The organism is Kineosporia mesophila, assembly GCF_021129235.1.
Classification (GTDB): Bacteria; Actinomycetota; Actinomycetes; order Actinomycetales; family Kineosporiaceae; genus Kineosporia; species Kineosporia mesophila.
In genome coordinates, this window is record NZ_JAJOMA010000008.1 from 212633 (window position 1) to 236100 (window position 23468).

The 23468-nt window shown below is 71.8% G+C and carries 21 protein-coding genes; 7 read left to right on the forward strand and 14 right to left on the reverse strand.

Annotation, left to right across the window (positions count from 1 at the left end):
* Positions 1–83: 83 nt before the first annotated feature.
* The 6 genes from LR393_RS13810 to dhaK all read right to left on the reverse strand — a co-directional run bounded on the left by LR393_RS13810 (position 84) and on the right by dhaK (position 6172).
* Positions 84–392 carry a DUF3349 domain-containing protein gene (locus LR393_RS13810; RefSeq protein WP_231484287.1) on the reverse strand — a complete coding sequence of 103 codons (309 nt, stop codon included), beginning with the start codon at positions 390–392 and terminating at the stop codon, positions 84–86.
* Between the two features lie 6 nt (positions 393–398).
* The gene (locus LR393_RS13815) at positions 399–707 is read right to left on the reverse strand and encodes a hypothetical protein (RefSeq protein ID WP_231484288.1); all 309 of its coding nucleotides are present in this window, start codon (positions 705–707) and stop codon (positions 399–401) included.
* Positions 708–739: 32 nt separating this feature from the next.
* Positions 740–1951, reverse strand: coding sequence for an inorganic phosphate transporter (locus tag LR393_RS13820; protein WP_231484289.1), 1212 nt, complete (start codon positions 1949–1951; stop codon positions 740–742).
* Between the two features lie 97 nt (positions 1952–2048).
* Complete coding sequence (gene ptsP / locus LR393_RS13825) at positions 2049–4508, reverse strand: phosphoenolpyruvate--protein phosphotransferase (protein WP_231484290.1); 2460 nt, start codon at positions 4506–4508, stop codon at positions 2049–2051.
* Positions 4509–4513: 5 nt separating this feature from the next.
* Positions 4514–5170 carry a dihydroxyacetone kinase subunit DhaL gene (gene dhaL, locus LR393_RS13830; RefSeq protein ID WP_231484291.1) on the reverse strand — a complete coding sequence of 219 codons (657 nt, stop codon included), beginning with the start codon at positions 5168–5170 and terminating at the stop codon, positions 4514–4516.
* Positions 5171–6172, reverse strand: coding sequence for a dihydroxyacetone kinase subunit DhaK (gene dhaK / locus LR393_RS13835; protein ID WP_231484292.1), 1002 nt, complete (start codon positions 6170–6172; stop codon positions 5171–5173).
* A gap of 137 nt (positions 6173–6309) precedes the next feature.
* Here dhaK and LR393_RS13840 point away from each other — a divergent pair, with 137 nt between their 5' ends.
* Complete coding sequence (locus LR393_RS13840; protein ID WP_231484294.1) at positions 6310–7506, forward strand: MFS transporter; 1197 nt, start codon at positions 6310–6312, stop codon at positions 7504–7506.
* Here the strand turns inward: LR393_RS13840 and LR393_RS13845 are convergent.
* Complete coding sequence (locus LR393_RS13845; RefSeq protein WP_231484295.1) at positions 7490–8416, reverse strand: NADP-dependent oxidoreductase; 927 nt, start codon at positions 8414–8416, stop codon at positions 7490–7492. The genes LR393_RS13840 and LR393_RS13845 overlap by 17 nt on opposite strands.
* Positions 8417–8466: 50 nt before the next feature.
* Here LR393_RS13845 and LR393_RS13850 point away from each other — a divergent pair, with 50 nt between their 5' ends.
* Positions 8467–9084: a TetR/AcrR family transcriptional regulator gene (locus LR393_RS13850; protein WP_231484296.1), complete on the forward strand. Its 618-nt coding sequence runs from the start codon at positions 8467–8469 to the stop codon at positions 9082–9084.
* Here LR393_RS13850 and LR393_RS13855 read toward each other — a convergent pair.
* The 4 genes from LR393_RS13855 to LR393_RS13870 form a co-directional block, all read right to left on the reverse strand.
* Complete coding sequence (locus LR393_RS13855; protein ID WP_231484297.1) at positions 9081–9680, reverse strand: hypothetical protein; 600 nt, start codon at positions 9678–9680, stop codon at positions 9081–9083. The two genes, LR393_RS13850 and LR393_RS13855, sit on opposite strands and share 4 nt — an antisense overlap.
* A gap of 145 nt (positions 9681–9825) precedes the next feature.
* Positions 9826–10437, reverse strand: coding sequence for an LbetaH domain-containing protein (locus LR393_RS13860; RefSeq protein WP_231484298.1), 612 nt, complete (start codon positions 10435–10437; stop codon positions 9826–9828).
* On the reverse strand, positions 10434–11789 hold the full coding sequence (locus tag LR393_RS13865) for a glycosyltransferase (protein WP_231484301.1): 1356 nt from the start codon (positions 11787–11789) through the stop codon (positions 10434–10436). The genes LR393_RS13860 and LR393_RS13865 overlap by 4 nt, the downstream gene beginning before the upstream one ends.
* A gap of 2 nt (positions 11790–11791) precedes the next feature.
* Complete coding sequence (locus LR393_RS13870) at positions 11792–13396, reverse strand: sugar transferase (RefSeq protein WP_231484302.1); 1605 nt, start codon at positions 13394–13396, stop codon at positions 11792–11794.
* A 604-nt stretch (positions 13397–14000) separates the two neighbouring features.
* Between LR393_RS13870 and LR393_RS13875 the strand changes: the two genes are divergently transcribed.
* From LR393_RS13875 to LR393_RS13885, 3 genes are all read left to right on the forward strand, one after another.
* Complete coding sequence (locus LR393_RS13875) at positions 14001–15458, forward strand: hypothetical protein (RefSeq protein WP_231484303.1); 1458 nt, start codon at positions 14001–14003, stop codon at positions 15456–15458.
* A complete protein-coding gene (locus tag LR393_RS13880; protein WP_231484304.1) occupies positions 15439–15591 on the forward strand; it encodes a hypothetical protein in 153 nt (50 codons plus the stop codon). Before LR393_RS13875 ends, LR393_RS13880 begins: the two co-directional genes overlap by 20 nt.
* Positions 15592–15720: 129 nt before the next feature.
* Positions 15721–17589, forward strand: coding sequence for a glycoside hydrolase family 15 protein (locus LR393_RS13885; protein ID WP_231484305.1), 1869 nt, complete (start codon positions 15721–15723; stop codon positions 17587–17589).
* On the opposite strand, the gene LR393_RS13890 is transcribed toward LR393_RS13885, so the two are convergent.
* Entirely contained in the window at positions 17480–18751 is a 1272-nt protein-coding gene (locus LR393_RS13890) for an MFS transporter (RefSeq protein WP_231484306.1), read from the reverse strand. The two genes, LR393_RS13885 and LR393_RS13890, sit on opposite strands and share 110 nt — an antisense overlap.
* Positions 18752–18803: 52 nt before the next feature.
* On the opposite strand from LR393_RS13890, the gene LR393_RS13895 reads away from it, so the two are divergent.
* Positions 18804–19928, forward strand: coding sequence for an ROK family transcriptional regulator (locus tag LR393_RS13895; RefSeq protein WP_231484307.1), 1125 nt, complete (start codon positions 18804–18806; stop codon positions 19926–19928).
* A gap of 9 nt (positions 19929–19937) precedes the next feature.
* On the opposite strand, the gene LR393_RS13900 is transcribed toward LR393_RS13895, so the two are convergent.
* Positions 19938–20312 (reverse strand): VOC family protein, encoded by a 375-nt coding sequence (locus tag LR393_RS13900; RefSeq protein WP_231484308.1) that lies wholly within the window; start codon positions 20310–20312, stop codon positions 19938–19940.
* 27 nt (positions 20313–20339) lie between these two features.
* Between LR393_RS13900 and LR393_RS13905 the strand changes: the two genes are divergently transcribed.
* A complete protein-coding gene (locus tag LR393_RS13905) occupies positions 20340–21302 on the forward strand; it encodes a threo-3-hydroxy-L-aspartate ammonia-lyase (RefSeq protein ID WP_231484309.1) in 963 nt (320 codons plus the stop codon).
* Here the strand turns inward: LR393_RS13905 and LR393_RS13910 are convergent.
* On the reverse strand, positions 21286–23304 hold the full coding sequence (locus LR393_RS13910; RefSeq protein WP_231484310.1) for a putative bifunctional diguanylate cyclase/phosphodiesterase: 2019 nt from the start codon (positions 23302–23304) through the stop codon (positions 21286–21288). The genes LR393_RS13905 and LR393_RS13910 overlap by 17 nt on opposite strands.
* Positions 23305–23468: the final 164 nt, after the last annotated feature.

Genomic DNA, 23468 nt, shown 5'->3' on the forward strand with positions numbered 1-23468 from the left:
ACAAGAGGCGAACGCCCTGCCTTCTGGTCGGCCGGCCGGGTCGACCGGATCGACCTGGAGGCAGGGCGTGCCAGAACGGGCAGTCAGTCCTCGAAGTCGGCCAGGGGCCAGCCCCCGGCCGCCAGCCGGCCGGAGACCCGGGCGATGTCCTGCGCGGAGGCGGTGTCGAGGGTGGCGTCGCCGATCAGGCGCTCGACGTCTTCGCTGGTGATCTCGACGCCGAGCTCGGCCTGCATGGACAGGTCGGCGGCGATCTGGTGCACCTCGGCCTCGGTGAGCTTGCGGCGCAGCAGGCCGAGCAGCACCACGTAGTCCTGCTGCGGCACGCCACCGGGATACCCGGCACGCAGCCAGGAGACGACGCGGTTGACGATGGAGATCTCATCGGGCACCGGAAATCACTTGTCCTGGATCGTCGGGTAGATGCTGTCGAAGCTGAGTTCCTGGCCGAAGCCGGAGGCCACGATCAGGACGATGCCGAGGCCGACCACCAGCAGGACGATCGCGAAGCAGAGCCCGGCCAGGGCCCGGCCGATCGGGTGTGGTGCGGGGGCGATGCCGGCCCCGTGCTCCTCGGCGTCACCGCCCGTGCCGTAGGCCAGCGAGCGGATGCCCACCGCGAACAGCGCGGGCAGCCCGGCCCCGAGAATCAGGCTGGCCACGGTGATCTTCCAGAGGTCTTCCCACACCAGCGAGAGCGTGTGCATGTCGTGCCTCCTCCTCTTCGAATCAGGTCGAATCAGGCTGCCGTGGTCTGGTGGGCGGCGGGGGCCTCCCACTCGTCGTTGACGTTGCCCGGGTGCACGGGCTCCTTGCGCGAGTGCCGCCACATCGCGACCGCGGCCGCGGTCAGAAGAGCTGTGATCACCACGGCGCCGAGCAGGCCGCCACCCAGCAGGTCGGCGACGTACCAGGTCAGGGCCCCGACCAGGCCGGCCGCGGGGAGCGTGATGACCCAGGCGGCGACCATCCGCACCGCTACCCGCCAGCGCACCGTGGCACCCGGCTTGCCGATGCCGGAGCCGAGGATCGAGCCGGTGGCCACGTGGGTCGTGGACAGGGCGAAGCCGAGGTGGCTGGAGATCAGGATGACCGCGCCGGAGGCGCCCTCGGCGGCCATGCCCTGCGGCGAGGCGATCTCGACCAGGCCCTTGCCGAGCGTGCGGATGATCCGCCAGCCGCCCAGGTAGGTGCCCGAGGCGATCGCCAGGGCGCAGCAGGCCTTCACCCAGAACGGGATGTTCTCGGTGTCGGTCCAGTGCCCGGAAGCGATCAGGGCCAGGGTGATGACCCCCATCGTCTTCTGGGCGTCGTTGGTGCCGTGGGCCAGCGAGACGAGTGAGGCGGAGCCGATCTGGCCCCAGCGGAAGCCGGTCTCGGTGAAGCGCTGCGCCACCCCGGCGGTGATCCGGTAGATCAGCCAGGTGCCGACGGCCGCCACCAGGCCGGCGATGACCGGCGAGGCCAGCGCGGGCAGGATGACCTTGCCGATCACCCCGTCCACCTTCGAGCCGTCGCCGTTCCAGTTCACGCCGCTGGTGCCGAGGCCGGCCAGGGTGGCACCGATCAGTCCGCCGAACAGGGCGTGCGACGAACTGGAGGGCAGTCCGAGCAGCCAGGTCAGCAGGTTCCAGGCGATGCCGCCGATCAGGCCGGCCAGCACGATGATCAGGAGGTCGGACCCGCCGCCGCTGAGGAGGTCGGGCTTGGGGGCACCGTCGGAGTCCTGGATCTTGACGACGGCGTTGGTCACCGTCAGAGCCACCTCCACGGACAGGAAGGCGCCGACGAGATTGAGAGCGCCGGCCAGCGCCACCGCGACCTTGGGGGTCAGGGCGCCGGTCGCGATGGACGTGGCCATGGCGTTGGCCGTGTCATGGAATCCGTTGGTGAAGTCGAAGGCCAGAGCCACGACGACGACCAGGACGAGTATCACCGTTGCTGTCGTCACAATGGCCAGAGTTCACCCCGAATCGGGTTCCGTTCCAGGGGTTCGGGCGAGGCGTCCGCAACTGTTTGCCGCTCGTTCACCCGGTGTGTCGAGGCAACTACTTCTGGTTCGAACCGGACGAGGGCCTGCTGCGCAGCACCTCGCGAACTGTGTCCGCACAGGGCTGTTCCCGCGCCCGCGCGGCCAGTTCGCGGGAGTCACCCAGACCCGTCGCCCTGATCGCCTGCTTGATGTCGGGCACCGAACGTGGGGTCACGCTCAGCTCCCTCACCCCCAGACCGACAAGAAGGGGAACGGCCCGCACGTCGGCGGCGAACTCCCCGCACACCGCCACCTCGGCCCGCCCGGCGGCGCCGTCACAGGTGGCGCGGATCAGCTGCAGCACGGCCGGGTCGAACGGGTCACCCAGGGCCGCGACATCGTCGTTGCCGCGCTCGGCGGCCAGCGTGTACTGGGTGAGGTCGTTCGTGCCGATGCTGAGGAAGTCGGCGTACGGAGCCAGCACCGCCGCCTTGAGAGCCGCGGCCGGCACCTCCACCATGATCCCCACCCGAAGTCCCACCGGCGCCCGGGGCCCGACCACCTCGTCCAAAAGCTCTCTGGCCGCTCGCAGTTCGCCCAGGGTGCTGACCATCGGGAACATCACGCTCACCGGCGTCTGCCGGGCCACCCGCACAATCGCCCGCAGCTGGTCGGTCAGGATCGCCGGGCGCCGCAACCCCAGCCGCAGCCCCCGCACACCGAGGAACGGGTTGGCCTCCACCGGCATCGGCAGGTAGCCCAGCGGCTTGTCGCCCCCCACGTCCAGTGTGCGCAGGGTGATGCGCTCGCCGCCGAACGCGTCGGCCAGATCGAGATAGGCCGCCTCCTGCTCGTCGACGTCGGGCGGGGTGTCGCGGCTCAGGAACAGGAACTCGGTGCGCACCAGAGAGATCAGGTCGGCGCCCCGGGCCCGGGCCGCGGTGGCCTCCGCCGGGGTGGAGGCGTTGGCCCCCACGGTGATGCGGACGCCGTCGCGGGTGACGGCCGGGGAATGGGCCTGCCTCAAGGTCACTTCGCCGTTGCGGCGGGTAGTTTCGGCCCGGTCGAGGAAGTCCTGCCGGGTGTCGGCGCCGGGGTCGATCACCAGCTCGCCGGTCGTGCCGTCCAGGGCGACGACCGTACCCTCGGGCAGCTGGTGGACGAAGGCCCCCACCCCGGCCACGGCCGGGATGCCACGGGCCCGGATCAGGATCGCCGCGTGTCCGCTGGGGCTGCCGGCCGCCATCACCACGCCGTGGGTGATGTTGCCGTCCAGGGTGGCGGCCTGGGCCGGAGTGAGGTCTTCGACCAGCAGAATGCCCGGCCCGGAGAACGTTTCCTCAACCGGGGGAAGCAGGTGGGCCAGCACCTGTTCGCCCACCGCGCGCACGTCGGCGGCCCGGGCGGCCAGGTACGCGTCGGTGAGATCGTCGAACCGGTCTGCGGTTTCGCGGGCCGTCGCGGCCCAGGCGGGGGCCGCCGGCCGGCCGTCGCCGATCCGGGCCCGGGTCTGGTCGAGCAGGGCCGGATCGTCGAGCAGGGCCAGATGGGTCTCGAAGATCTCCGCCTCGTCGCGGGTGAGAAGGCCTTTCAGACCGGTGATCTGGTGCCTTACGGCCTCCAGGGCGGTCGCCAGGGCGCGCTGCTCGAGTTCGGGTGTCCTGGTGAGGACGTCCACCAGCCCCGGGTCGTCGAGCCGGGGTGCGGGGGTGGCCCGGTGGACGGGGCCGATCGCGATACCCGGGGAGGCGGCCGACGCGTGGGCCGAGGGCTCCTGGCGGCCGGCGGGATCGACCGCCGGCCCGGTGGGCTCGCCGAAATTGCCGGCCGCCAGCGATCCGATGCGCTCCAGGGCGATCTGGGCCCCGGCCCCGGTGGCCCGTGCCTGGATCTCGTGCCCGGCCAGCACCCCGAGCGTGGTGAGCCGGGTCAGGCTCAGGGCCGGTACCCAGGCCGATCCGGTGGTGGCGTTGCGGATCTCGACCTGGGCCTCGATCCCGCGCAACCGGGTCACCAGGCGCGCGGCCGGGCGGGCGTGCAGGCCGTGGGCCGGGGTGACGACGAACCGGGCCAGCGCGGCCGGGACCTCACTGATCGCCGGTGTTTCCGGCCGCCCCGGGGCGCCGGACAGCTGGGACTCCTTGCCCGCCAGGCCGTTGCGAGCCTCTGCGGCCACCTCGCCGAGCCCGGCCCCACCGGCCGCCGTGACCACCGCCGCCACCAGACCCTCGACCAGGGGCGCCGGGCAGAGCAGCACGCGCCGCCGCGTCCCCTCGTCGAGGAGTTCCCGGGCCAGCTCGGCCGAGAGCACCGCGCTGCCCAGATCCATGAGCACGAGCACACCCGCCGGACCGTCGACCGAGGTGACGGCTTCGGAGATCGCGACGGCGTCGGTGCCCAGCGTCTCCTCGTCCAGCCCGGCGGCCACGGCCACCCGCACCGGGGCGCCGGGCGTCATCTGCCCGGCCAGTGCCACTGCGGCCCGCGCCAGCGGACGGCTGTGCGAGACGACGACGATGCCGACCGTGGAGTTCATGAGCGCTACTGGTTGTCCTCACCGTCGATCATCGTGTTCGCGGCGGCCCGGAAGAGCAGGGCCGTGCTGGTCGCGCCCGGGTCCTGGTGCCCCACGCTGCGCTCGCCCAGGTAACTGGCGCGCCCCTTGCGGGCGAGCATCGGCGTGGTCGCGTCGCGCCCGGCCTCGGCCGCGTCGGCGCTGGCCTTGAGGGCCTCACCGAACGGCCGGCCCTCATTCAGCGCCGCCTCCAGCGTCTCCACGGCCGGGATCAGCGCGTCGAGCATGGTCTTGTCGCCGGCCACGGCCTGGCCCCGGGCCAGCACCCCCTCCAGCCCGGCGCGGAACGCGGCGGCCAGCGAGTCCGGGCCGAGCGCGTCGCACTCCCCGGCGGAGGTGGCCATTCGCAGGAAGAACGTGCCGTACAGCGGGCCGCTGGCCCCACCGACCGAGCTGACCAGCGCCATCCCGGACTGTTTGAGCATGGGCCCGATGCTGGGCGGCGTGGTGCCGTCGGCCAGCACCGACACCATCGCCTTCAGGCCCCGCGTCAGGTTGGACCCGTGGTCGGCGTCACCGATGGCCGAGTCCAGCTCGGTCAGCTGCGCGGCGTGCTCCTCCACGTCCCCGGCGAACCGGATCAGCCAGGACCTCAGTGTGGTGACATCGACGATCTCGCTCAATCAGACTCCCCAGCGCAGTCCCGGCGTGTTGACCGGGGCATCCCATAGCCGAACCAGATCATCGTCCACCTTGAGCAGGGTCACCGAACAGCCGGCCGTGTCCAGGCTGGTGAGGTAGGGCCCGACCAGCGAGCGCACCACCCGCACCCCGGCTTTCTCCAGCCGGGCCGCGACCTCGCCGTACATCAGGTACAGCTCGATCAGCGGGGTGGCACCCAGGCCGTTGACGAAGGCGATGACGCCGTCGCCCCCGGTGAAGTCGAGGTCGTCGAGGATCGGGTCGAGCAGCAGGCCGGCGACCTGGCGGGCCGGGGCCAGGGGCACCCGGCGGCGGCCGGGCTCGCCGTGGATGCCGACCCCGATCTCCATCTCGCCCTCCGGCAGGTCGAACGTCGGCCGGCCGGCGGCGGGGACCGTGCCCGAGGTCAGGGCCACGCCCATGCTGCGGCCGTTCGCGTTGACGCGGCGCACCACGTCGGCGACCTGCTGGAGCGGGCGCCCGGCCTCGGCGGCGGCCCCGGCGAGCTTCTCGGCCAGCACGGTCACCCCGACGCCGCGACGGCCCGCGGTGTACAGCGAGTCCTGCACCGCGACGTCGTCGTCGGTGATCACCGCGACCACCTCGATACCGGTCTCCTCCAGGGCGATCTCGGCCGCCATCTCGAAGTTCAGCACGTCGCCGGTGTAGTTCTTCACGATGTGCACGACTCCGGCGCCGGAGTCCACGTTCCTGGTCGCCTCGACCACCTGACCGGGTACGGGCGAGGTGAACACCTCACCGGCGATCGCCGCGTCGAGCATGCCCCGCCCGACGAAACCGCCGTGCAGCGGCTCGTGCCCGGAACCACCGCCGGAGACCAGCGCGACCTTGCCGGGCACCGGCGCGTCCGCCCGGTAGATGATCCGGTGCTCCAGGTCGACCCGTAACCCCGGATGGGCGGCGGCCAGACCCCGCAGCGACTCGACGACCACGTCCGCGGGGGCGTTGATGAGCTTCTTCACGAGTCGCTCCTGCCGTCGGTGATCACCGGTGAACCGACGGTACGCCGTTCTCCGACGAGGGACCAGGGAGCGGGCGGATAGGGTCGGCGAGCGAGTTCACCGCTCGCCCGAGGACACCTTCCGAGAGGCACGACGCCGTGAGCGACACCACCCGCGACGAGACGCATCGGGGGATCCGGGCCACCTATGCGGCGTTCATCGCCACCGGGTTCATCTTCGCGAGCTGGGCGTCGCGTATCCCGCAGTTCAAGGAGCAGCTCGGGCTGAGCGCCGGGCAGCTCGGGCTGGTGCTGCTGTCGATCGCGATCGGCTCGCTGGTCGCCCTGCCGATGGCCGGCGCGATCGTCACCCGGTTCGGATCCCGGCGCACCGTGGCCACTCTCGCGGTCCTGGACGGTGCCGCCCTGGCCGTGGTCGCCCTCGGGTACGAGGCCGGGGTGCCGGTCGTGGTGCTGGGCCTGGTGTCGTTCGGCTTCGCCCAGGGCGGCTGGGACGTCGCGATGAATGTGCAGGGCGCCGTGGTGGAACGCCGTCTGGGCCGGGCGATCATGCCGCGCTTCCACGCCGGGTTCAGCCTCGGCACCGTGGCGGGGGCCCTGCTCAGCGCCCTGATGGTGTGGCTCGGCGTGCCGGTGCCGCTGCACCTGCTGGTGGTCGCGGCCCTCGTCGCGGCCTCCGTGCCGGTCGCGGTCCGTTCCTTCGTGCCCGACACCGAACCCGAGCCGGAGAGGGAACCGGGGGCACCGGCGTCCGTGAAGGCCTCCCCGTTGCTGGCCTGGACCGAGCCGCGCACCCTGCTGATCGGCCTGTTCGTGCTGACGTTCGCGTTCGCCGAGGGCACGTCCAACGACTGGGCCAGCGTGGCCCTGATCGACGGGCACGGCACGTCCGACACCGTCGGCACGCTCGGCTTCGCCGTGGTGCTCGTCGCGATGACGGCCGGGCGCTGGTTCGGCCCGCACCTCCTGGACCGGTACGGTCGCGCCGGGCTGCTGCAGATCATGGCCGTGACCGCCGCGGCCGGGCTGCTGCTCTTCGTCTACGCGCCCACCGTGCCGCTGGCGTTCGTGGGCACGGTCTTCTGGGGTCTCGGCACGGCGCTGGGCTTCCCGGTGGGCATGAGTGCCGCCGCGGACGAGCCCACCCGGGCCGCTTCCCGGGTGAGCGTCGTCGCCTCGATCGGGTACTGCGCCTTCCTCGGCGGGCCGCCCCTGGTGGGCCTGCTGGGTGACGTGTTCTCGGTGCTCACCGCGCTGCTGGCCGTCGTGGTCGCGATGGTGGTGGCCGTGCTGGTGGCACCGGCGACGAAACCTCCCGCTACGGCTTCAGAATGATCTTCCCGCGGGCGTGACCGGTCTCGCTCAGGGTGTGCGCCGCGGCACCTTGCTCCAGCGGGAACACCTCGGCGACGTGCCTTTTCAGTCGTCCCTGGGCGGCCAGGGCAGCGGCCGTGGCCAGGCCCCCGACGGCCTGCGGGTCGGCGCCCGGCCCGGCCGAGTGGGACAGGTGCACACCGTGGTCGGCGGCGTTCAGGTCGGCGATGCTCACCACCCGGTCGGGAGAGCCGGCGACGGCGACCAGGTCGGGAAGGCCCGGCCCGGCGCAGTGCAGCACGGCGTCGACCCCGTCCGGGGCCAGGGCCTTCACCCGGCCGGGAAGGCCCGGCCCGTAGGTGGTGGGTTCGGCCCCGATCCCGCGCAGGACGTCGTGGTTGGCCGGGCTCGCCGTACCGATCACCCGGGCGCCCCGGGCCACCGCGAACTGGGTGGCCACGGTGCCGACCCCACCGGCCGCCCCCTCGATCAGCAGGGTCGTGCCGGCCTTCACCCCCAGCCGGGTGAGCACACGCTCGGCGGTCTCGGCGTTGGCCGCCAGTCCGCCGGCCTCCTCCCAGCTCAGGGCCGCCGGTTTCGGGGCCCAGGCGGCGAGCACGGCGAACTCCGCGCTCGCCCCGCCCCTCTTCGCCGGCTCGACCGTGCCGAAGACCTCGTCACCCGGCTCGACCCCGGTGACCCTCTCGCCGATCTCGTCCACCACCCCGGCGCCGTCCATGCCGAGGGTCAGCGGCAGGTCGATGGGCATCCACTCGCGGAACCGGCCGGAGCGGAAATAGGTGTCGGCCGGGGTCAGGCCGCTGGCGCGCACCGCGATCCGGATCTGGCCCGGCCCGGCGTGCGGAGCCGGAATCTCGGCCACGTGCAGCACGCTCGCGGGCCCGTACTCGCTGAACTGAAGTGCTCTCATGCCGGCCGACTGTAAGTGGACGCCCGCGTCCGTTTGGCTAAAGTGAGAGTGTGCCCGCCGAAGTGACTCACCTGCGCAGTGATGCCCAGGACAACCGCGACAAGATTCTCGAGGTCGCCCGCGAGGTGTTCGCCACCGAGGGCCTGGACGTGTCGATGCGGGAGGTCGCCCGGCGGGCGCAGGTCGGCCCGGCCACGCTCTACCGCCGCTTCCCGACGAAGGAGGCGCTGGTCACCCAGGCGTTCGAGGAGCAGATGGGCGCCTGCCGGGACGTCGTGGAGGAGGCCGTGGCCGATCCCGACCCGTGGCGCGGATTCTGCACGGTGATCGAGAAGGTGTTCGAGTTACACGCCCGCGACCGGGGTTTCACCGCGGCGTTCATGTCCGCCTACCCGAAGGCGCTGGACTTCAGCAAGAACCGCGGCGAGGTGCTGGCCCTGATCGCCGGTCTGGCGGCCCGGGCCAGGGAGAGCGGCGACCTGCGGCCCGACTTCGTGGTGGAAGACCTGGTGATGGTGATCATGGCCAACGGCGGCATCCGGGCCGGTTCCCCCGCGGCCTCGGTGGCAGCCTCGCGGCGGTTCGCGGCCCTGGCCGTCGAGGCGTTCCGGGCGGGGGGCCGTGCCCCGTTGCCCCCGGCGGTGCGACTCCCGCTGATGCCGGTCTAACGCCGGCCGGTGTGCACGATCGTGCCCACCCCGGTCAGGATCAGGCCGAGGAAGAAACACCCCCAGCTCAGCGTCAGGCCGATGCCCGGGTCGCCGTCCGGGTGCAGGGTCACGTGCAGGGCGAACGAGATCAGCCCGCTCACGGCCAGCACCACCCCGGTGATGATCGTCAGCCGCAGCAGACCCCTCGCCTCGCGCAGGGCGTGCAGCACGGTCATCCCGTCGGGGTAGGGCACGGTGCCGCCGACCGCGACACCGTGCCGGTCGGCTCGCACACCCCGCAGCCCGGCCATCGGCTCGTAGCCCAGAAGTGCCTCGCCGCCGTTGGATTCGAGCTCGTCGAGCAGGTGCTGCACCGTGCGTCTCAGGCGCTGGTCGCGCAGGGCCGCCGCCACCTCGTGCTCGGCGTCGGACAGCGACTGCAGGCTGCCGCCGTGCAGCTGCCTCAGGGCCGGGGCGCGGAAGACCAGGCTGTCGTAGAGCTCGGTCAGGGCGTGGTCGACGGCCTGGGCCGGACCCGGCCCCAGGCGCCCCACCAGCAGACCCGCCCGGCCGCCCGCGAGTGCGGAGAGGTAGCCGACGACAATGGTTTCCATGAATCCCCCCGGATCGTCACGCCGGTGAGCATGACACAGCTCTCACCGCCGGAGAGGGGGATTCGGCAAAGACCGACCGTTCGCGGGGAAGGCAGGCAGGCAAACCCCCGGCCCTCGGCCGGGAGGTGCCTCACTTCCCCGATGATCAGGAGCGGCGGCCTCGGACGGCGTGGGCCGGCACGACCTCTCCCGGTTCCACCGACGCGCCGCGCAGAACCGTCGCCCGCGCCGCCACCCAGGCACCTCGTCCTACCTGGATGGCCGCGTTGTCGAACTCGAAGGCCGGGTCGCCGTGGCGGTGACTTCCGGTGCAGAGCATGGCTTCCTGGCTGATGCAGACATCGTCGGCGAGGGTGATCGGCTCCAGGTTCAGCAGCCAGGAGCCCTCGCCGATCCAGCAGTCGTCACCGATGGTCAGCTTCCACGGCCACAGCACTCGCACCCGGTGGCGGATCAGGACCCGCTCGCCCACGGTGGCGCCGAACGCCCGCAGGATCGGCGGCCGGAACCGGGCCGGTAGCCACCACTTCGAGAACACCAGGTTCATTGTGGCGAACCAGGCGGCCTGCCAGAGCTTCGAGCGGCCCTTGTCGTATCCGGCGCCGGTGAAGGCGGACAGGTCACGCCCGGGCCGGAGGGCGCGGTCGTGCGGCGTCAGCAGGACGTCGAGGGCGGGAACCCGCCGGTGCCCTGGGCTGGGCACCGACCGGATGGTCTGGATCTGCGGCAACTGCTGAACCGGGTCGGTCTCGTTCATCCGGCGACGCACTCCTCGACGATCGCGTCCAGACGCGCGGCGGCGGCCTCGCGTCCCAGGTGGGCCTGCGCGTAGGCGCGCCCCAGCACGCCCATCTCGGCGCAGTGGGTGGGCCGGCGACGCAGCGCGAGCACGCTGTCGGCCAGGGCGGCCGGGTCGCCGGGGGTGATCAGGTGGGCGGCGCCGTCGGTGCGGCGCAGTTCCTGCGCGGTGGCACCGTCGGGGGCGACGGCCGCGATCACCGCGCGCCCCGCGGTCAGGTACGAGGTGAGCTTGCTGGGCAGCGACATGTCGCCCACGCCGGGCCGTTCGTTGACCACGAGCAGATCGGCGGCGGCCAGCGACTGCGGGTATTTCACGCCGTCGAGCGGGTCGACGAACTCCAGGTTGCCCAGCCCCCGGGCCTGGGCCCGGATCGCGGCGCGCTGGCTGCCGTCACCGATGATCACGAAGCGCACGCCGGCGTCGCGTTCGGCGCAGATCCGCGCGGCCTCCACCAGGTTGCCGAGATCCTGCTTCAGGCCGATGTTCCCGGTGTGGACGACGGTGAACACCCCCTGCGGCCAGCCGAGGGCCTGACGGGCCTCCGGGCCGGACAGGCCGCAGGCGTGGATGTGGGTCCAGTTCGGCAGCAGGCGGATGCGCTCGTCCGGCACCCCGTAGGCGTGCAACTGCGGGCGGAAGGCGTCGCTCACCACGGCGACCAGGTCGGCCCGGCGCAGCGCGTACCGCTCGACCGCCGCGGTGGCCGCGCTGACCCGTCCACCGCCCCCGGAGATTCCGCTCTGTGTGGCGGCTTTCGCCATCAGGTCCTGCACCACGACGATCAGCTGGGCGCCGGTGCGGCGGGCCACCCGGGCGCCGGCCACCGCCCCGCCGAGCGAGGGCGTGACGGCGACCACCACGTCCGGTCGTTGCTCGATCGGGGTGCTCAGGCAGTTCATCAGGAAGGTGAGCTCGTAACCGGCCCGCCGGGCGGCACTCTGGCGGGCGGGAACGTAGTGCCGCAGGCGCCGGATCAGCAGGCCGTCGTGCTGGCCGATCCCCGCCAGCCCGTCGAACGCGTCACCGACCTGCCGGGCGATCTCGCGGGTGCGCAGGCGGAAGCGGTACTGCGGCTCGATCTGCCAGTTCGGGTAGTGCGGCATGCCGGTGAGCACGGTGACGCTGCGGGCCCTCGTGGTCAGGTGGTCGGCCATGCCGGTGGTGTACGGGGCGATCCCGGTGGGTTCGGGGGCGTAGTTGATACCCACCACCAGAACGTGTTTCGAGCCCAGCGAGGTGGTGGTCCGCTGGGCGGGCAGCACCGGCGCCTGGGGCAGGATGACCGGCAGTTCGGAGGTTGAATCCATGGTCAGTAGGCTCCCGAGCCCTGGGTGACGGCGCGGACGGTGCGCCACAGAATGGACAGATCGAGCGCCAGCGACCAGTTGTCGACGTAGCGCAGGTCGAGTCGCAGCGACTCCTCCCAGGTCAGGTCCGACCGGCCGGAGACCTGCCAGAGGCCGGTCATTCCCGGGCGGACCCGCAGCCGGCGGATCTCGGTGGGGGAGTAGCCGGCCACCTCGGTGGGCAGCGGGGGCCGCGGACCGACCAGGGACATGTTGCCGCGCAACACGTTCAGCAGTTGCGGCAGTTCATCGAGCGAGTACTTGCGCAGCACCCGCCCGATCCGCGTGATCCGGGGATCGTTACGGATCTTGAACAGCACACCGTTGCCCTCGTCCACCTCGGTCAGGGTGGACAGCCGGGCCTCGGCGTCCACCACCATCGAGCGGAACTTGTACACGGTGAACTCGCGGCCGTCGGTGCCCACCCGGGTCTGACGGAACAGCGCCGGGCCCCGGCTGGTCACGCGCACCACCAGGGCCAGGGTCAGCATCAGCGGGCCGAGCAGCGTCAGCAGCACCAGGGTGGCGCTGTAGTCGAAGGCCACCTTCAGCGCGCGGCGGGTGCCCTTCAGCACCGGTCGTTCCAGGTGCAGCAGCGACATCCCGGCCAGCGGCCGGATCGACAGCCGGGGCCCGGCCACCTCGACGATGCCCGGGGAGACCAGCAGCTCCACGCCGCGTTCCTCCAGGGCCCAGGACAGCCGGCGCAGCGCGTGCCCGGACAGGTCGGGCTGGGAGACCACGGCCACCGCGTCGGCGTCGGCCAGGTGCACGGCCCGCAGCACGTCGCCCGGGGTGCCCAGCACCGGCACGTCGTGCACGTGCGAGAGCACCACCTCGCCCGCCGGCAGGCACACGCCGACCGGCACGATGGCGTGGTGCAGGGAGCTCTCGGTCTGGTGCAGCTGCTCGATCAGGGCGATCGCGGCATTGCTGCGGCCCACCACGATGGTGCGGTGCAGGCCCTTGCCGGTGGAACGGGCCTGGCGCAGCCCGATCCGCAGGACGCATCGGCAGGCCATGCTGCCCAGCACCGCGAACGGCACGGACATCAGGGCGATGGTGCGGGGGAAGTTGCCGTTCAGGCAGTAGGCCGCGGCCGCGACACAGGCGAAGAGGATCAGCCCGGCGCGCGCGATGCGGCGGTACTCGTCCGGCCCGGCCCCGATGTAGCGGTGCTCGTAGGTGCGATAGAGCCAGCCCAGCGTGACCCAGGTCAGGGGAAGCAGGAGGGGCAGCACCAGGTAGGCGTCCGGCACGGTGTTGAACCGCACCCGCACGGCCAGCGCGGCGGCGAGTGCCCCGACGGCCAGGTCGCAGTAGCGCGCATACCGGCTGTAACGGGACATCAGCACCCGGGGGCGCTCCAGGCGCCGGGTGATGCGGTGGCCGAGGCGGACGGAGGGGAGGAGTAGTTCCTCGAACGTCGCCTCGGCCGGGTTCGGGGCCAGGCCGGGAAAGGCGGGACGATCCGAATCCGACCGGGGGACGGATGGCGTGGTCGGTGGTTCTCGGTCGAACAGCTGGTCGATGGACAGACCTGCTCCAGAAGCCTCTGAAACGGACATCGAAATTCGGCCCCCCACGGCGCGGAAAAGGGTCCGGCTGGATAAAGACCCCCATTGGCCGACGTCGGATCCCGATGCTCAGGTTAGGGCGAATGATCTTGCTGTGCGCTGTGTTTCCGGTACTTACGGTGCTTGCGAACCGTTCGGTCCGGGTCTGTGGCTCACCTGGGGGAGGCCCGGGTTCGCCAATCGGCTGATCTTTACCCGGGGGAATTCACCGGTGCCGCCCGACAAAAGGCAATGAGGTATTACGGCGACGGTGGAACCAGGATTTCCCGGCGGGTGGAATCAGCTTTTCCAGCACTCGCATCAGAATTCGCGCTGATGCCTGGGTGAAGGCATTCGCGACGGGCCCGGCCGCCGGGCGGGCCGGCGGGGGCCTGACAGAACGCCGTTGCCTTCCCTGGCCGGCTGATTGCTCCGTGTTGCTCAATCACTGTGTGCAATCAGAAAGGTACACCAAGTGCCGAAGCGCTGCGTCGTGAGGGTATTGACTGGTAGCTATGCGTGATTAATGGTGATTTGAACCGACTGGCCCGTGCGGGGGAGATGGACTCCCGCAGACGGGGCGCGCGTGCCGGCGGCCCCGTACGAGGAGCGACAGGTGACTGTGAACGAGACCACCGGCGCCGGGGCGGCCCGGCACCTTGCACCACCCAGCCAGTCGTCGGCGCCGCCCGACGATCTGGTGACCCGGCTGCTGTGCGCCGCCTGTTACCTTCACGACGACATCGCCGACTCGGTCGAGGCGAACCTGCTGACCCCGTCCCGGCGGGCGCTGAGCCCGAACTGGCAGGTGGACCAGGTGGCGCTGGGGCGGCACGCGGCCCGGGCCACCGGGCTGCGCACCGCCCGCGACCGCTGGCTGCTGACCGAGCTCTGGTACCTGATCGGTCTGGGCGTCCTCGGCCTGCTGCTGACCTTCACCGGGGTGCTCAGCCTGTTCCAGCTGGTGCTGGCCGTGCTCTTCCTGGCGTTCTGGGCCTACGTGGTGGCGGCCGGGATCGTCTATCACCAGATGCGCGCGGCCCGGCGCTCGGCCATCGACGTGGCCCTCGACCCCCGCGCCGACCCGCCCCCGCGACTGCGCCGGGCCTCCACCGAGGCGGCCCTGCGCGACCTGAACCACTGCAACGCCGTGCTCTACCGATCCGACACGGCTCCCTTCGTCGGCTCCGGGGTCAAGCTCGACAACTGGCAGATCACCATCGACATCAGCCGTCGCACCGAGCCGGAGTTCGAGCCGGTCACCGGGGCGGCGCTGCAGGCGGCCCTGCTGGAGCTGCTGCCCGGCAAGATCACCCCCCGGCCCTCGGGGGCTCACCGGCTGTACGTGCGGGGCGGAGCGGGCTCCCTGGGGGTGGACCTGTACCGGTTCGGGCCGCTCGAGCCCGGCCTGGACCGGGACGGCGAGCTGAACTACCGCCGGCCGGTCACCGTGCTGTCGCCCCTGGCGTTCCGGCCGTACTTCGACCGGCGCGACGAGATTGCCCGTACCTACACCTGTTTCCAGCAGTCGGCCTGGGGCGGGCAGGTCGTGGTGACGCTGTTCGTGCGGGCCTGGGTGGCGAACGAGACGCTGTTCATCGAGGGCCAGGTCTACGCCCTGCGCCCGCTGCACTCGGAGCTGTACGAGGTGAGCGAGCTGGAGACCGGCACGGTCGCCGAGCTGCAGGAGCTGGGGCGCCTGGCCCTGATCGACGCACCGGCCCTGCTGATGAACGCCCCCTCGACGATGATGAAGAAGGTGCGGGCGGCCCGGCTGCGGGCGGCCAACGCCGACGAGGCGGACGCCGAGATCGCCGCCCGCCGCGACGTCGACTTCGGGGCGGTGAAGAGCGTGCGGGAGCAGGTGACGAACTACGACCTGGGCGATCACTTCGCGGCCGCCGACGAGGAGGTCTACTACCAGGCCTTCGTGCGCCGGGCGATGGAGTGCATCGGCCTGTTCCTCACCTCGCGCGGCGTGGAGACGACCGAGTTCTCCGGCCAGAGCGCGGAGATCATCACCCGGACCAACGAGAACGCCCGCAGCATCTACGGTGCCGCGACGGGCGGCTGAGCCGGGCCTGGTCACCGCCCTGCTGCCCAGCGCGTCCGCCCGCAGTTCCGCCTACTTCAGCATCGCCCGGGTGGCGGGCGCCGCGCCGGCGGGGTGGTGGGGCTGGTCCACGAACGCCCGGAGAGATTCATGAGACCAATGGTGGACGACGTACCCGACCCGGGTGGGTCGTCCACCATTTATGCCCCGGAACCGGAGGAAAACCGGCGCGAACCGGTCCCGCCGACTCGCCGGACACCTTGACCCGGCCGAAAGTGGGGTGGTGACGTCCCCTTCCACCCCCAGCCGCGGCCTGCGCACGGATGTGCGCGCCTACTCCGACCTACGCGACTACGCCGCCCTCGGTGACGGGCGCACGGTCGCCCTGGTGAACCGGGGCGGCTCGGTGGACTGGTTCCCGATGCCCGACCTGGACTCGGTGCCACCGTTCGCCGCGCTGCTCGACGCCGAGGACGGTGGGCGGATGGAACTGGCCCCCACCGCCGACTGGGAGATGGAACGCCGCTACCTGCCCGGCACCAACGTGGTCGAGTCGGTCTACACCACGGCCTCCGGGCGGGTCCGGGTCACCGACTCGCTGAACAGCGGCACCGCCGGACGCCTGCCCTGGGCCGAACTGGCGCGCCGGATCGAAGGTCTCGAGGGCCGGGTGCCGATGGCCTGGCGGGTGCGGGCGGGTACCGGTCTGGGTGGCTACTCACCCTGGGTGCAGCACGCCACGCACGGGCCGGTGCTGCGTCTGGACCGGGTGATGATGGCGTTGCGGGGCCGGGACATCGGCGAGATCGTCGCCGGCGAACAGCACCTGGAGGGGACTTTCGAGACCGGGGCGGGATCTCGTCATCTGCTCGCCCTGGTGGGCACCCACGACGAGCCGCTCAACCTGCCCGATCCCGGCGAGATCGACGCCCGCATCGACCGGTCGATCGCCGGCTGGCGGGACTGGACCGGTCAGGTCGACTACCAGGGTCCCTACGCGGCGGACGTGACGCGCAGCGCCCTGGTGCTGAAACTGCTGCTGCACAGCCCGACCGGGTCGATCGCGGCCGCGGCCACCACCTCGCTGCCGGAAAGCCTGGACGGGGGCAAGAACTGGGACTACCGCTACACCTGGGTGCGCGACGCCGCCTACACGCTCGACGTGATGATCCGGCTCGGGCTGCGCGAGGAGGTGCACGCCGCCGTCGCCTGGCTGCTGGGTACGATCCGCCGGGGCGGGCTGGAGGTCTTCTACCGGCTGAACGGCGACCGGCCCGGTGAGCGGACCTACGCGGACGTGCCCGGCTGGCGGGGTAATCAGCCCGTGGTCACCGGCAACCGGGCGGCCGGGCAGAGTCAGCTCGGCATCTACGGCGACCTGTTCTCGATGCTGCGGCGTTACGTCGAGGCCGGTCACGTGCTCGACGTGGACACCGGCCGGCTGCTGGCCGGGCTGGCCGACCGCTGCTGCGACACCTGGCAGCAGCGCGACGCCGGGATCTGGGAACTGGAGGAGGAGCGGCACTACACCTCGTCCAAGATCGGCTGCTGGCAGGCGCTGGACTGCGCGGTGGTGCTCGCTGAACTGGGGCAGATCCCGGGTGAGGTGGAGCGGTGGCGGGCCGAACAGCGGCGGATCGGCGGCTGGGTGGCCCGGCACTGCTGGTCGCACGAGCGTCAGGCCTACACCTGGTACGCGGGCGGCGCGGAACTGGACGCCTCGGTGCTTCAGGGCGCGCTGTGCGGGTTCGACACCGGGGACCGGATGTCCACGACCATCGACGCCCTGCGCGACGAGCTCGGGAACGGGCCCCTGATTCACCGCTACAGCGGGATGCCCGCCGAGGAGGGCGCTTTCGTCGCCTGCTCGTTCTGGCTGGTGTCGGCGCTGGTCGCGGTCGGGCGGGGCGCGGAGGCGGCGGTGCTGCTCCAGGACCTGAACGAGATGTCCAACGACGTGGGGATCTTCGCCGAGATGATCGACCCGGCCACCGGTGACTTCCTCGGCAACCTGCCGCAGGGGCTGAGCCACCTGTCGCACATCAACGCGGTGCTGGCGGTGGCTGGTGGGTCGCGTCGACGTGGGGAACCGGGTGGCGCGGGAAGGTCTCCTTCGCCCGGTACGCCAGCACCAGGGCGAGCGCGGTCATGATCGCGCCGAGCAGGGGCAGCAGAGCCAGATAGCCGTGGCCGTAGAGGCGCTCGCCGATCAGGGCACCGCTGCCGATGCCGATCTGGAACGCCACCACCTGCACCGAGGCGGCGGCGTCCTGGCTGCGGGGTGCCCGGCGGATCACCGCGGCCTGCAGGCTCAGCGACATGGGGGACGAGGCCAGGCCCCAGAACAGCACGGCGATCACGGTGACCACCAGGCCCGGGGTGCCGACGAGAACGGCCATCGACGCCGCCATGCCGCCGAAGATCGTCATCATCACCAGGTCGGGGCGGCGGTCGATGAAGCGCCCGGCGATGATGTTGCCGAGCACGCCGGCCACCCCGAAACCGAGCAGCAGCAGGGCCAGACCCCGCCCGTCCAGGCCGCCGTCGCGGCGCACCAGCGGGGCGATGTAGGTGTAGGCGGCGAACTGGCCGACCACCGCGGTGAGGGTGATGAGGCAGCCGGGCAGGGTGGCCCGCGAGCGGATCTGCCGGGCCGCGGCGCCGAGCTGGCTGCCCAGGGTCTTGGCCGCGTCGCGGGGCAGCACCGGCAGGCGGGGCACGACGATCAGGAAGCAGATCAGGCTGAGCGCGCCGACGCCGCCCACGCTCGCCACGGCCACCCGCCAGCTGGTGGCCTGCCCGACCACGGTGGCGATCGGCGCGCCGAGCACCATGGCCAGCGACGAGCCGGTGAAGACCACGGCGGTGGCCTTGCCGCTCTGCCCGGGCGGGGCCAGCCGGGCGGCGATCGGGGCCACGATGGCCCAGAACACCCCGTGTGCGGCGGCGGAGAAGATCCGGGTCACGGACAGGATGGTGAGGCTCGGGGCGAACGCCGCGACCAGCTGGGCCGCCACGAACACGGCGAGGGTGCCGGCGAGCAGCCGGTTGCGGGTGAAGCGCATGGTCAGGGCCGTCATCGGGATGGTGGTGACGGCGGCGACCGCGGCGTACGAAGTCAGCAGCAGGCCCACCTGGGCCTCGGTGACGTCGAGGCCGGCGCTGATCTGGGGCAGCAGGCCGACCGGGAGCACCTCGGCGGTCACGTAGATGAACGAGCACGTCGCCAGCACGGTCAGCGCGGCATAGTTGGGCCTGTCCGGCACGGTGGTGGTCGAGTCGGGAAGCTGTGGGGTGCGGGTCGGGCTGGACACGTGCCTCACATTAAACTCTGTCTTCGAGTAAATACAGGGAGTTGGGCCGATCGTGATCGGGACCAGGGTGTCCGAGCTGCTCCGGGTGGTGCACGAGAACCCGGACATCACCCGGGCTGACGCCGCCCGCACGGTCGGTATCGGCACCGGCGCGGCGACCGAGCTGGTGGCGCGTCTCACAGCCGCCGAGCTGATCAGCGAGCGTCCGGCCGGCCCGGCCGGACGGGGGCGGCCCACCACCGTGCTGCAGCCTCACCCGCGCGGTCCGCTGGTGCTGGCCGTGGCGTTCGCCCACGAGACCTGGCGCGCCGAGGTGGTGCAGCTCGGCGGGCAGGTGGTGGCCTGTGACGGGGACGAGCAGATGGCCGGGGCCTACGGGGACGGCGAGCGGATCCTGCACGAGGTGCAGGGACGCCTGACGAAGCTGCGGCGGCGTTTTCGCGGCCGCATCCGGGGCATGGGCGTTTCCGTGCCCGGGCTGGTGGCGATGGACCGGCTGATCGAGGCGAGCACGCTGGGCTGGTCGGGCCTGGACCTGAGCGTGCTGTGGCCCAAGGCCCCGGTGATGGCGGTGGGCAACGACGCCACGTTCGCGGCCTCCGCGGAGTCGCGGAGGGGGGCCGCGGTCGGGGCCGCGATGGCCCTGCACATCCGGGTGGACGCGGGTCTCGGCGGCGCGCTGGTGGAGTCGGGCCGGGTGCTCACCGGTGCGGTCGGGCTGGGTGGGGAGTTCGGTCACGTGCCCTTCGCAGGGGACGACGTGGAGTGTCCCTGCGGGGCCCGGGGCTGCTGGGGGGCCAGTCTGGACGGCTTCGCCCTGGCCCGGTTGCTGGGTCAGCCGGTGCCGGCCGATCCGGTGGCCTACGCCCGGCGGGTGGTGGCCTCCGAGGGCGGGACCGAGCGGCAGGCCGTGGAACTCGTCGCCAGCCGGCTCGGGCGGGGGATCGCCGGGCTGGTCAACGCGGTGGACCCGGAACTGGTGACCGTCGGCGGGCTGGGCGTGGACTACCTGAACGCGGCCTCGCGCGCGCTGGACGACGCGTACCTGGCCGGTCTGATGGCCTTCCGCCGCGCCGACCCGCCACCGGTGCTCGCCGCGCAGTTGCTGGAGGGCGGTCCGGTGGCGGGGGCGGCCGAGGAGGCCTGGACGCGATTGTGGCCGTTGCTGCCGACCTGATCCGTTCTGCTAGTGCAGGAACAGGCAGAACGGGTGGCCCGAGGGGTCACTGAGCACGCGGACGTCGTCCTGGGGCTGGAAGTCGTGCAGCACGGCGCCGCACTCCTGGGCGAAGGCCACGGCCGGTGCCAGATCCGTGACCTGAATGTCCAGGTGCACCTGCATCGGGGTGCGGTCGGTGCCGGCCGGCCAGACCGGAGGACGGTAGTTCGTCTCCAGCTGGAACGACAGGCCCGGCCCGGCCGGGGCCCCGAGCTTGCGCCAGCCCGGTAGCTCGTCCTGCGTCAGTTCCCAGCCCAGCAGGCGGATGTAGAACTCCGACAACATCTGCACGTCGTCGGTGTCGAGCACGATGCCACTCAGTGACAGATCCGGTCGATCCACGAGATCCCCTTCTCTAGGATGCAGTCCATGTCTGTTTCCTACTCCGATGTCGAAGCCGCGGCCGAGCGTATCGCCGGAGTGGTACACCGCACACCCGTGATGACCAGCCGCCGCATTGACGACCAGGCCGGCGCCCAGATCTTTCTCAAGTGCGAGAACCTGCAAAGGGCAGGTGCCTTCAAGATCCGGGGCGCCTACAACACGCTGGCCCGGCTGGACGGCGCGCAGCGGCGGGCCGGGGTTGTCGCGTACTCCTCGGGCAACCACTCCCAGGCCGTGGCCCTGGCCGCGAGTATTCTCGGAATGTCAGCCACGATCGTCATGCCGCACGACACCCCGGCCTCGAAACTGGCTGCCACACAAGGCTACGGTGCTCATGTCGTGCACTACGACCGCTACACCGAAGACCGGGCGGCGATCGCCCAGGCACTCGCCGTGGAGAAGGGTCTCACCGTCGTGCCGCCGTTCGACGACCCGTCCGTGATCGCGGGTCAGGGCACGGCCGCCAAGGAACTGCTGGAAGACGTCGACGGCCTCGATGCGGTCTTCGCCCCTCTCGGGGGTGGTGGGTTGCTGGCCGGAACCGCGCTCAGCGTGCGCGCTCTCGCGCCCGCTGCCCGGGTGTACGGGGTCGAACCGGAGGCCGGCGACGACGGCGCGCAGTCGTTCCGCTCGGGAGAGATCGTCACCATCGCGGCCCCGAGAACGATCGCCGACGGTGCGCAGACCACGGCGCTGGGCGGGCACACCTTCCCGATCATCGCCAGTCTCGTGACCGACGTCCTCACTGCGACTGATGCCGAACTGATCGACAGCATGCGGCTTCTCGCCGGTTCGGCGAAACTCGTGGTGGAGCCGACCGGCGCCCTGGGCCTGGCCGCCGCGTTGCGCCTGGCCCAGGGCGAGCTGGCCGGCCGCCGGATCGGGGTGGTACTCAGCGGCGGGAACGTCGACCTGGACCGCTACGCGTCGTTCATCGGCCGCGGATGAGGTAGTCGCCGGCCTCGGGAACCGGCAGCGGGGCGCTGTAGTAGGTGCCCTGGGCGTGGTCGGCGCCCATCGAGATGATCAGCGCCTCGTCCTGCTCGGTCTTCACTCCCTCGACGGTGACCGCCAGACCCAGCCGGTGGGCCAGGGCGATGGTCGCGGCGAGCACGTCGCGCCGGGCCGAGCTGTGGGCCGGCGGCTGGTGGTGACGCGCGGCGCCGAACAGGCGGTCGGTGAGACGGGCCGGCGCCGGTTCGGGCCGGGCGCTGACTTCCTGCGTGTCCTGGGTGGAGAGGAACTCACCGGCCAGCTTGAGCGTGTGCACGCCGAGCGCGGGCAGGTCGGGCAGCCGCGCGAGATGGGCCTGACCGGTGCCGAAGTCGTCGAGGGCCAGGCTGACACCGATGTGGGCGAGGTCGCGGATCACGCTGCGCGTGGCCGGGTCACCCAGCGCCGCGTCTTCGGTGATCTCCAGTTGCAGCAGTTCGGCCGGCAGACCGGTGCGCTCGAGGATCGTGACCACGTCGCGCACCGTGGCCGGCTCGGTCAGCTGCTGGGGGTCGAGATTGACCGAGACGACCGGTCCCCGCGGCAGCAGGTGGTTCCAGGCCAGCCCCTGACGGCAGGCCCGTTCCAGCACGCTGCGCCCGAGTTCGTCGATCAGCCCGGCCCGCTGGGCGAGCGGGATGAACGCGTGCGGCTCCAGCAGGCCGTGGCGTTCGTGCTCCCACCGGGCCAGCGCCTCAACCGTCTCGACCCGGCCCGAGCGCAACCCCACGATCGGCTGGTAGTGCGCCAGCAGTCGTCCCGACCCGATGGCGCCGGGCAGTTCCGCGGCCAGGGCGAGCCCGGCGACCTGCTTGGTGGCGCGCTCGATCTCGAACAGGGCGATCGACCCGGTGCCGCGCTCGCGGGCCCAGGAACCGGCCAGGCCGGCGTCGCGCAGCACGGTCTCCGGCTCGGCGGAGTCGGTGAGCCGCGAGACGACCCCGACCGACGGTGACAGCACCATGGCCCGGTCGCCCAGGCTGATCGGCGCACGCACCGCGAGCTGGGCGGCCGCCACCCGCTGGAGGACGTTCTCCTGACCCGCGGTGGGCGACTTCGTGCCGATGGCCGCCACGATGAACTCGTCGCGCCCGATCCGGCCGATCAGGTCGTCCTCACCACCGAAACGGGCCGACAGCCGCTCGGCGACGGTGCGCAGCAGCTCATCTCCCACGTCCGTGCCGAAACCCCGGTCGAGGGGCTCGAACCCGTCCAGCGAGAGCAGGCAGACGCCGAGCACGCCCGGGGGAGAGGTGGCCAGCCGGTCGGTGAGCGCGGCGACGAAGCCCTTGCGGTTGAGCAGGCCGGTCACCGGGTCGAGCAGCTCGGCCTGGCGCCGGTCGGCCCGCGCCCGTTCCAGCGCCAGCAGCGCGGAACTGCGGATGGCGTCCTGCTCCTCGAGCGTGCGGTCGCGCACCGCCCGCACGAAGCCCTGGCTGATGAACGAGACGATCTCGGCCACGCGCTCCTGCCGGTCGTCGTCGGCCGGGACCAGGAACTTGCGCATGACCAGGGCGTTGGTGCGGCCGAGGGCGATCGGGGAGCCGAAACCCAGAGTGACGAGCGCCTGGCCGATCTCGGTGCCGGGGGAGGGGTCGAACGGGGTGCGCCCCAGCGTGTCGATCAGCCGGATGGTCCAGCGGCGCAGCTCGGCCACCACCACGGTGCGGTCGGCGGTGACGTAGCCGGTGGAGGAGAGCAGTCGGGCCCACTCCCAGGCGAACAGGGCGGTGTCGATGGCTGCCTCGTCCGGGGGCGTGGGATGACCATTGGTGATGACCGTGGGAATTCTCTCCGGGCTCATCCGGGCCTCGCCGTTGCCTTTGCTGTTCAGGAATGGACCGTTCAGGAGGGGACGTGCGCCGTTGGCGCCGGCGCGGATACGCACCAGGTGTCTCGGTATTCCGTTCGTCGTGCCGGCTGGGATCGTCTTGGCCCGTTCGGGGCTGGGGTCCACCGGAATCCTCCGCAGCTCAGTGCAAGGAACTCAGTCCAACAAGGCCGGCGCAGCAGGTCGCTGCAGCACCGCGACGCACATGCGCCGTCGTCGTGCCGTGGTAGTGGTGCCCACCCGGCAGTGGTCTCAGCCGTCGTCCGAGCCTAGTGGGTGGATTTGCACAT

Excerpts from the sequence above, each read along its gene's own strand:
- LR393_RS13815 (WP_231484288.1), bottom strand. The coding sequence starts at position 707 with ATGCACACGCTCTCGCTGGTGTGGGAAGACCTCTGGAAGATCACCGTG.
- ptsP (WP_231484290.1), bottom strand. The coding sequence starts at position 4,508 with ATGAACTCCACGGTCGGCATCGTCGTCGTCTCGCACAGCCGTCCGCTG.
- LR393_RS13845 (WP_231484295.1), bottom strand. The coding sequence starts at position 8,416 with ATGAGAGCACTTCAGTTCAGCGAGTACGGGCCCGCGAGCGTGCTGCAC.
- LR393_RS13855 (WP_231484297.1), bottom strand. The coding sequence starts at position 9,680 with ATGGAAACCATTGTCGTCGGCTACCTCTCCGCACTCGCGGGCGGCCGG.
- LR393_RS13860 (WP_231484298.1), bottom strand. The coding sequence starts at position 10,437 with ATGAACGAGACCGACCCGGTTCAGCAGTTGCCGCAGATCCAGACCATC.
- LR393_RS13865 (WP_231484301.1), bottom strand. The coding sequence starts at position 11,789 with ATGGATTCAACCTCCGAACTGCCGGTCATCCTGCCCCAGGCGCCGGTG.
- LR393_RS13870 (WP_231484302.1), bottom strand. The coding sequence starts at position 13,396 with ATGTCCGTTTCAGAGGCTTCTGGAGCAGGTCTGTCCATCGACCAGCTG.
- LR393_RS13905 (WP_231484309.1), top strand. The coding sequence starts at position 20,340 with ATGTCTGTTTCCTACTCCGATGTCGAAGCCGCGGCCGAGCGTATCGCC.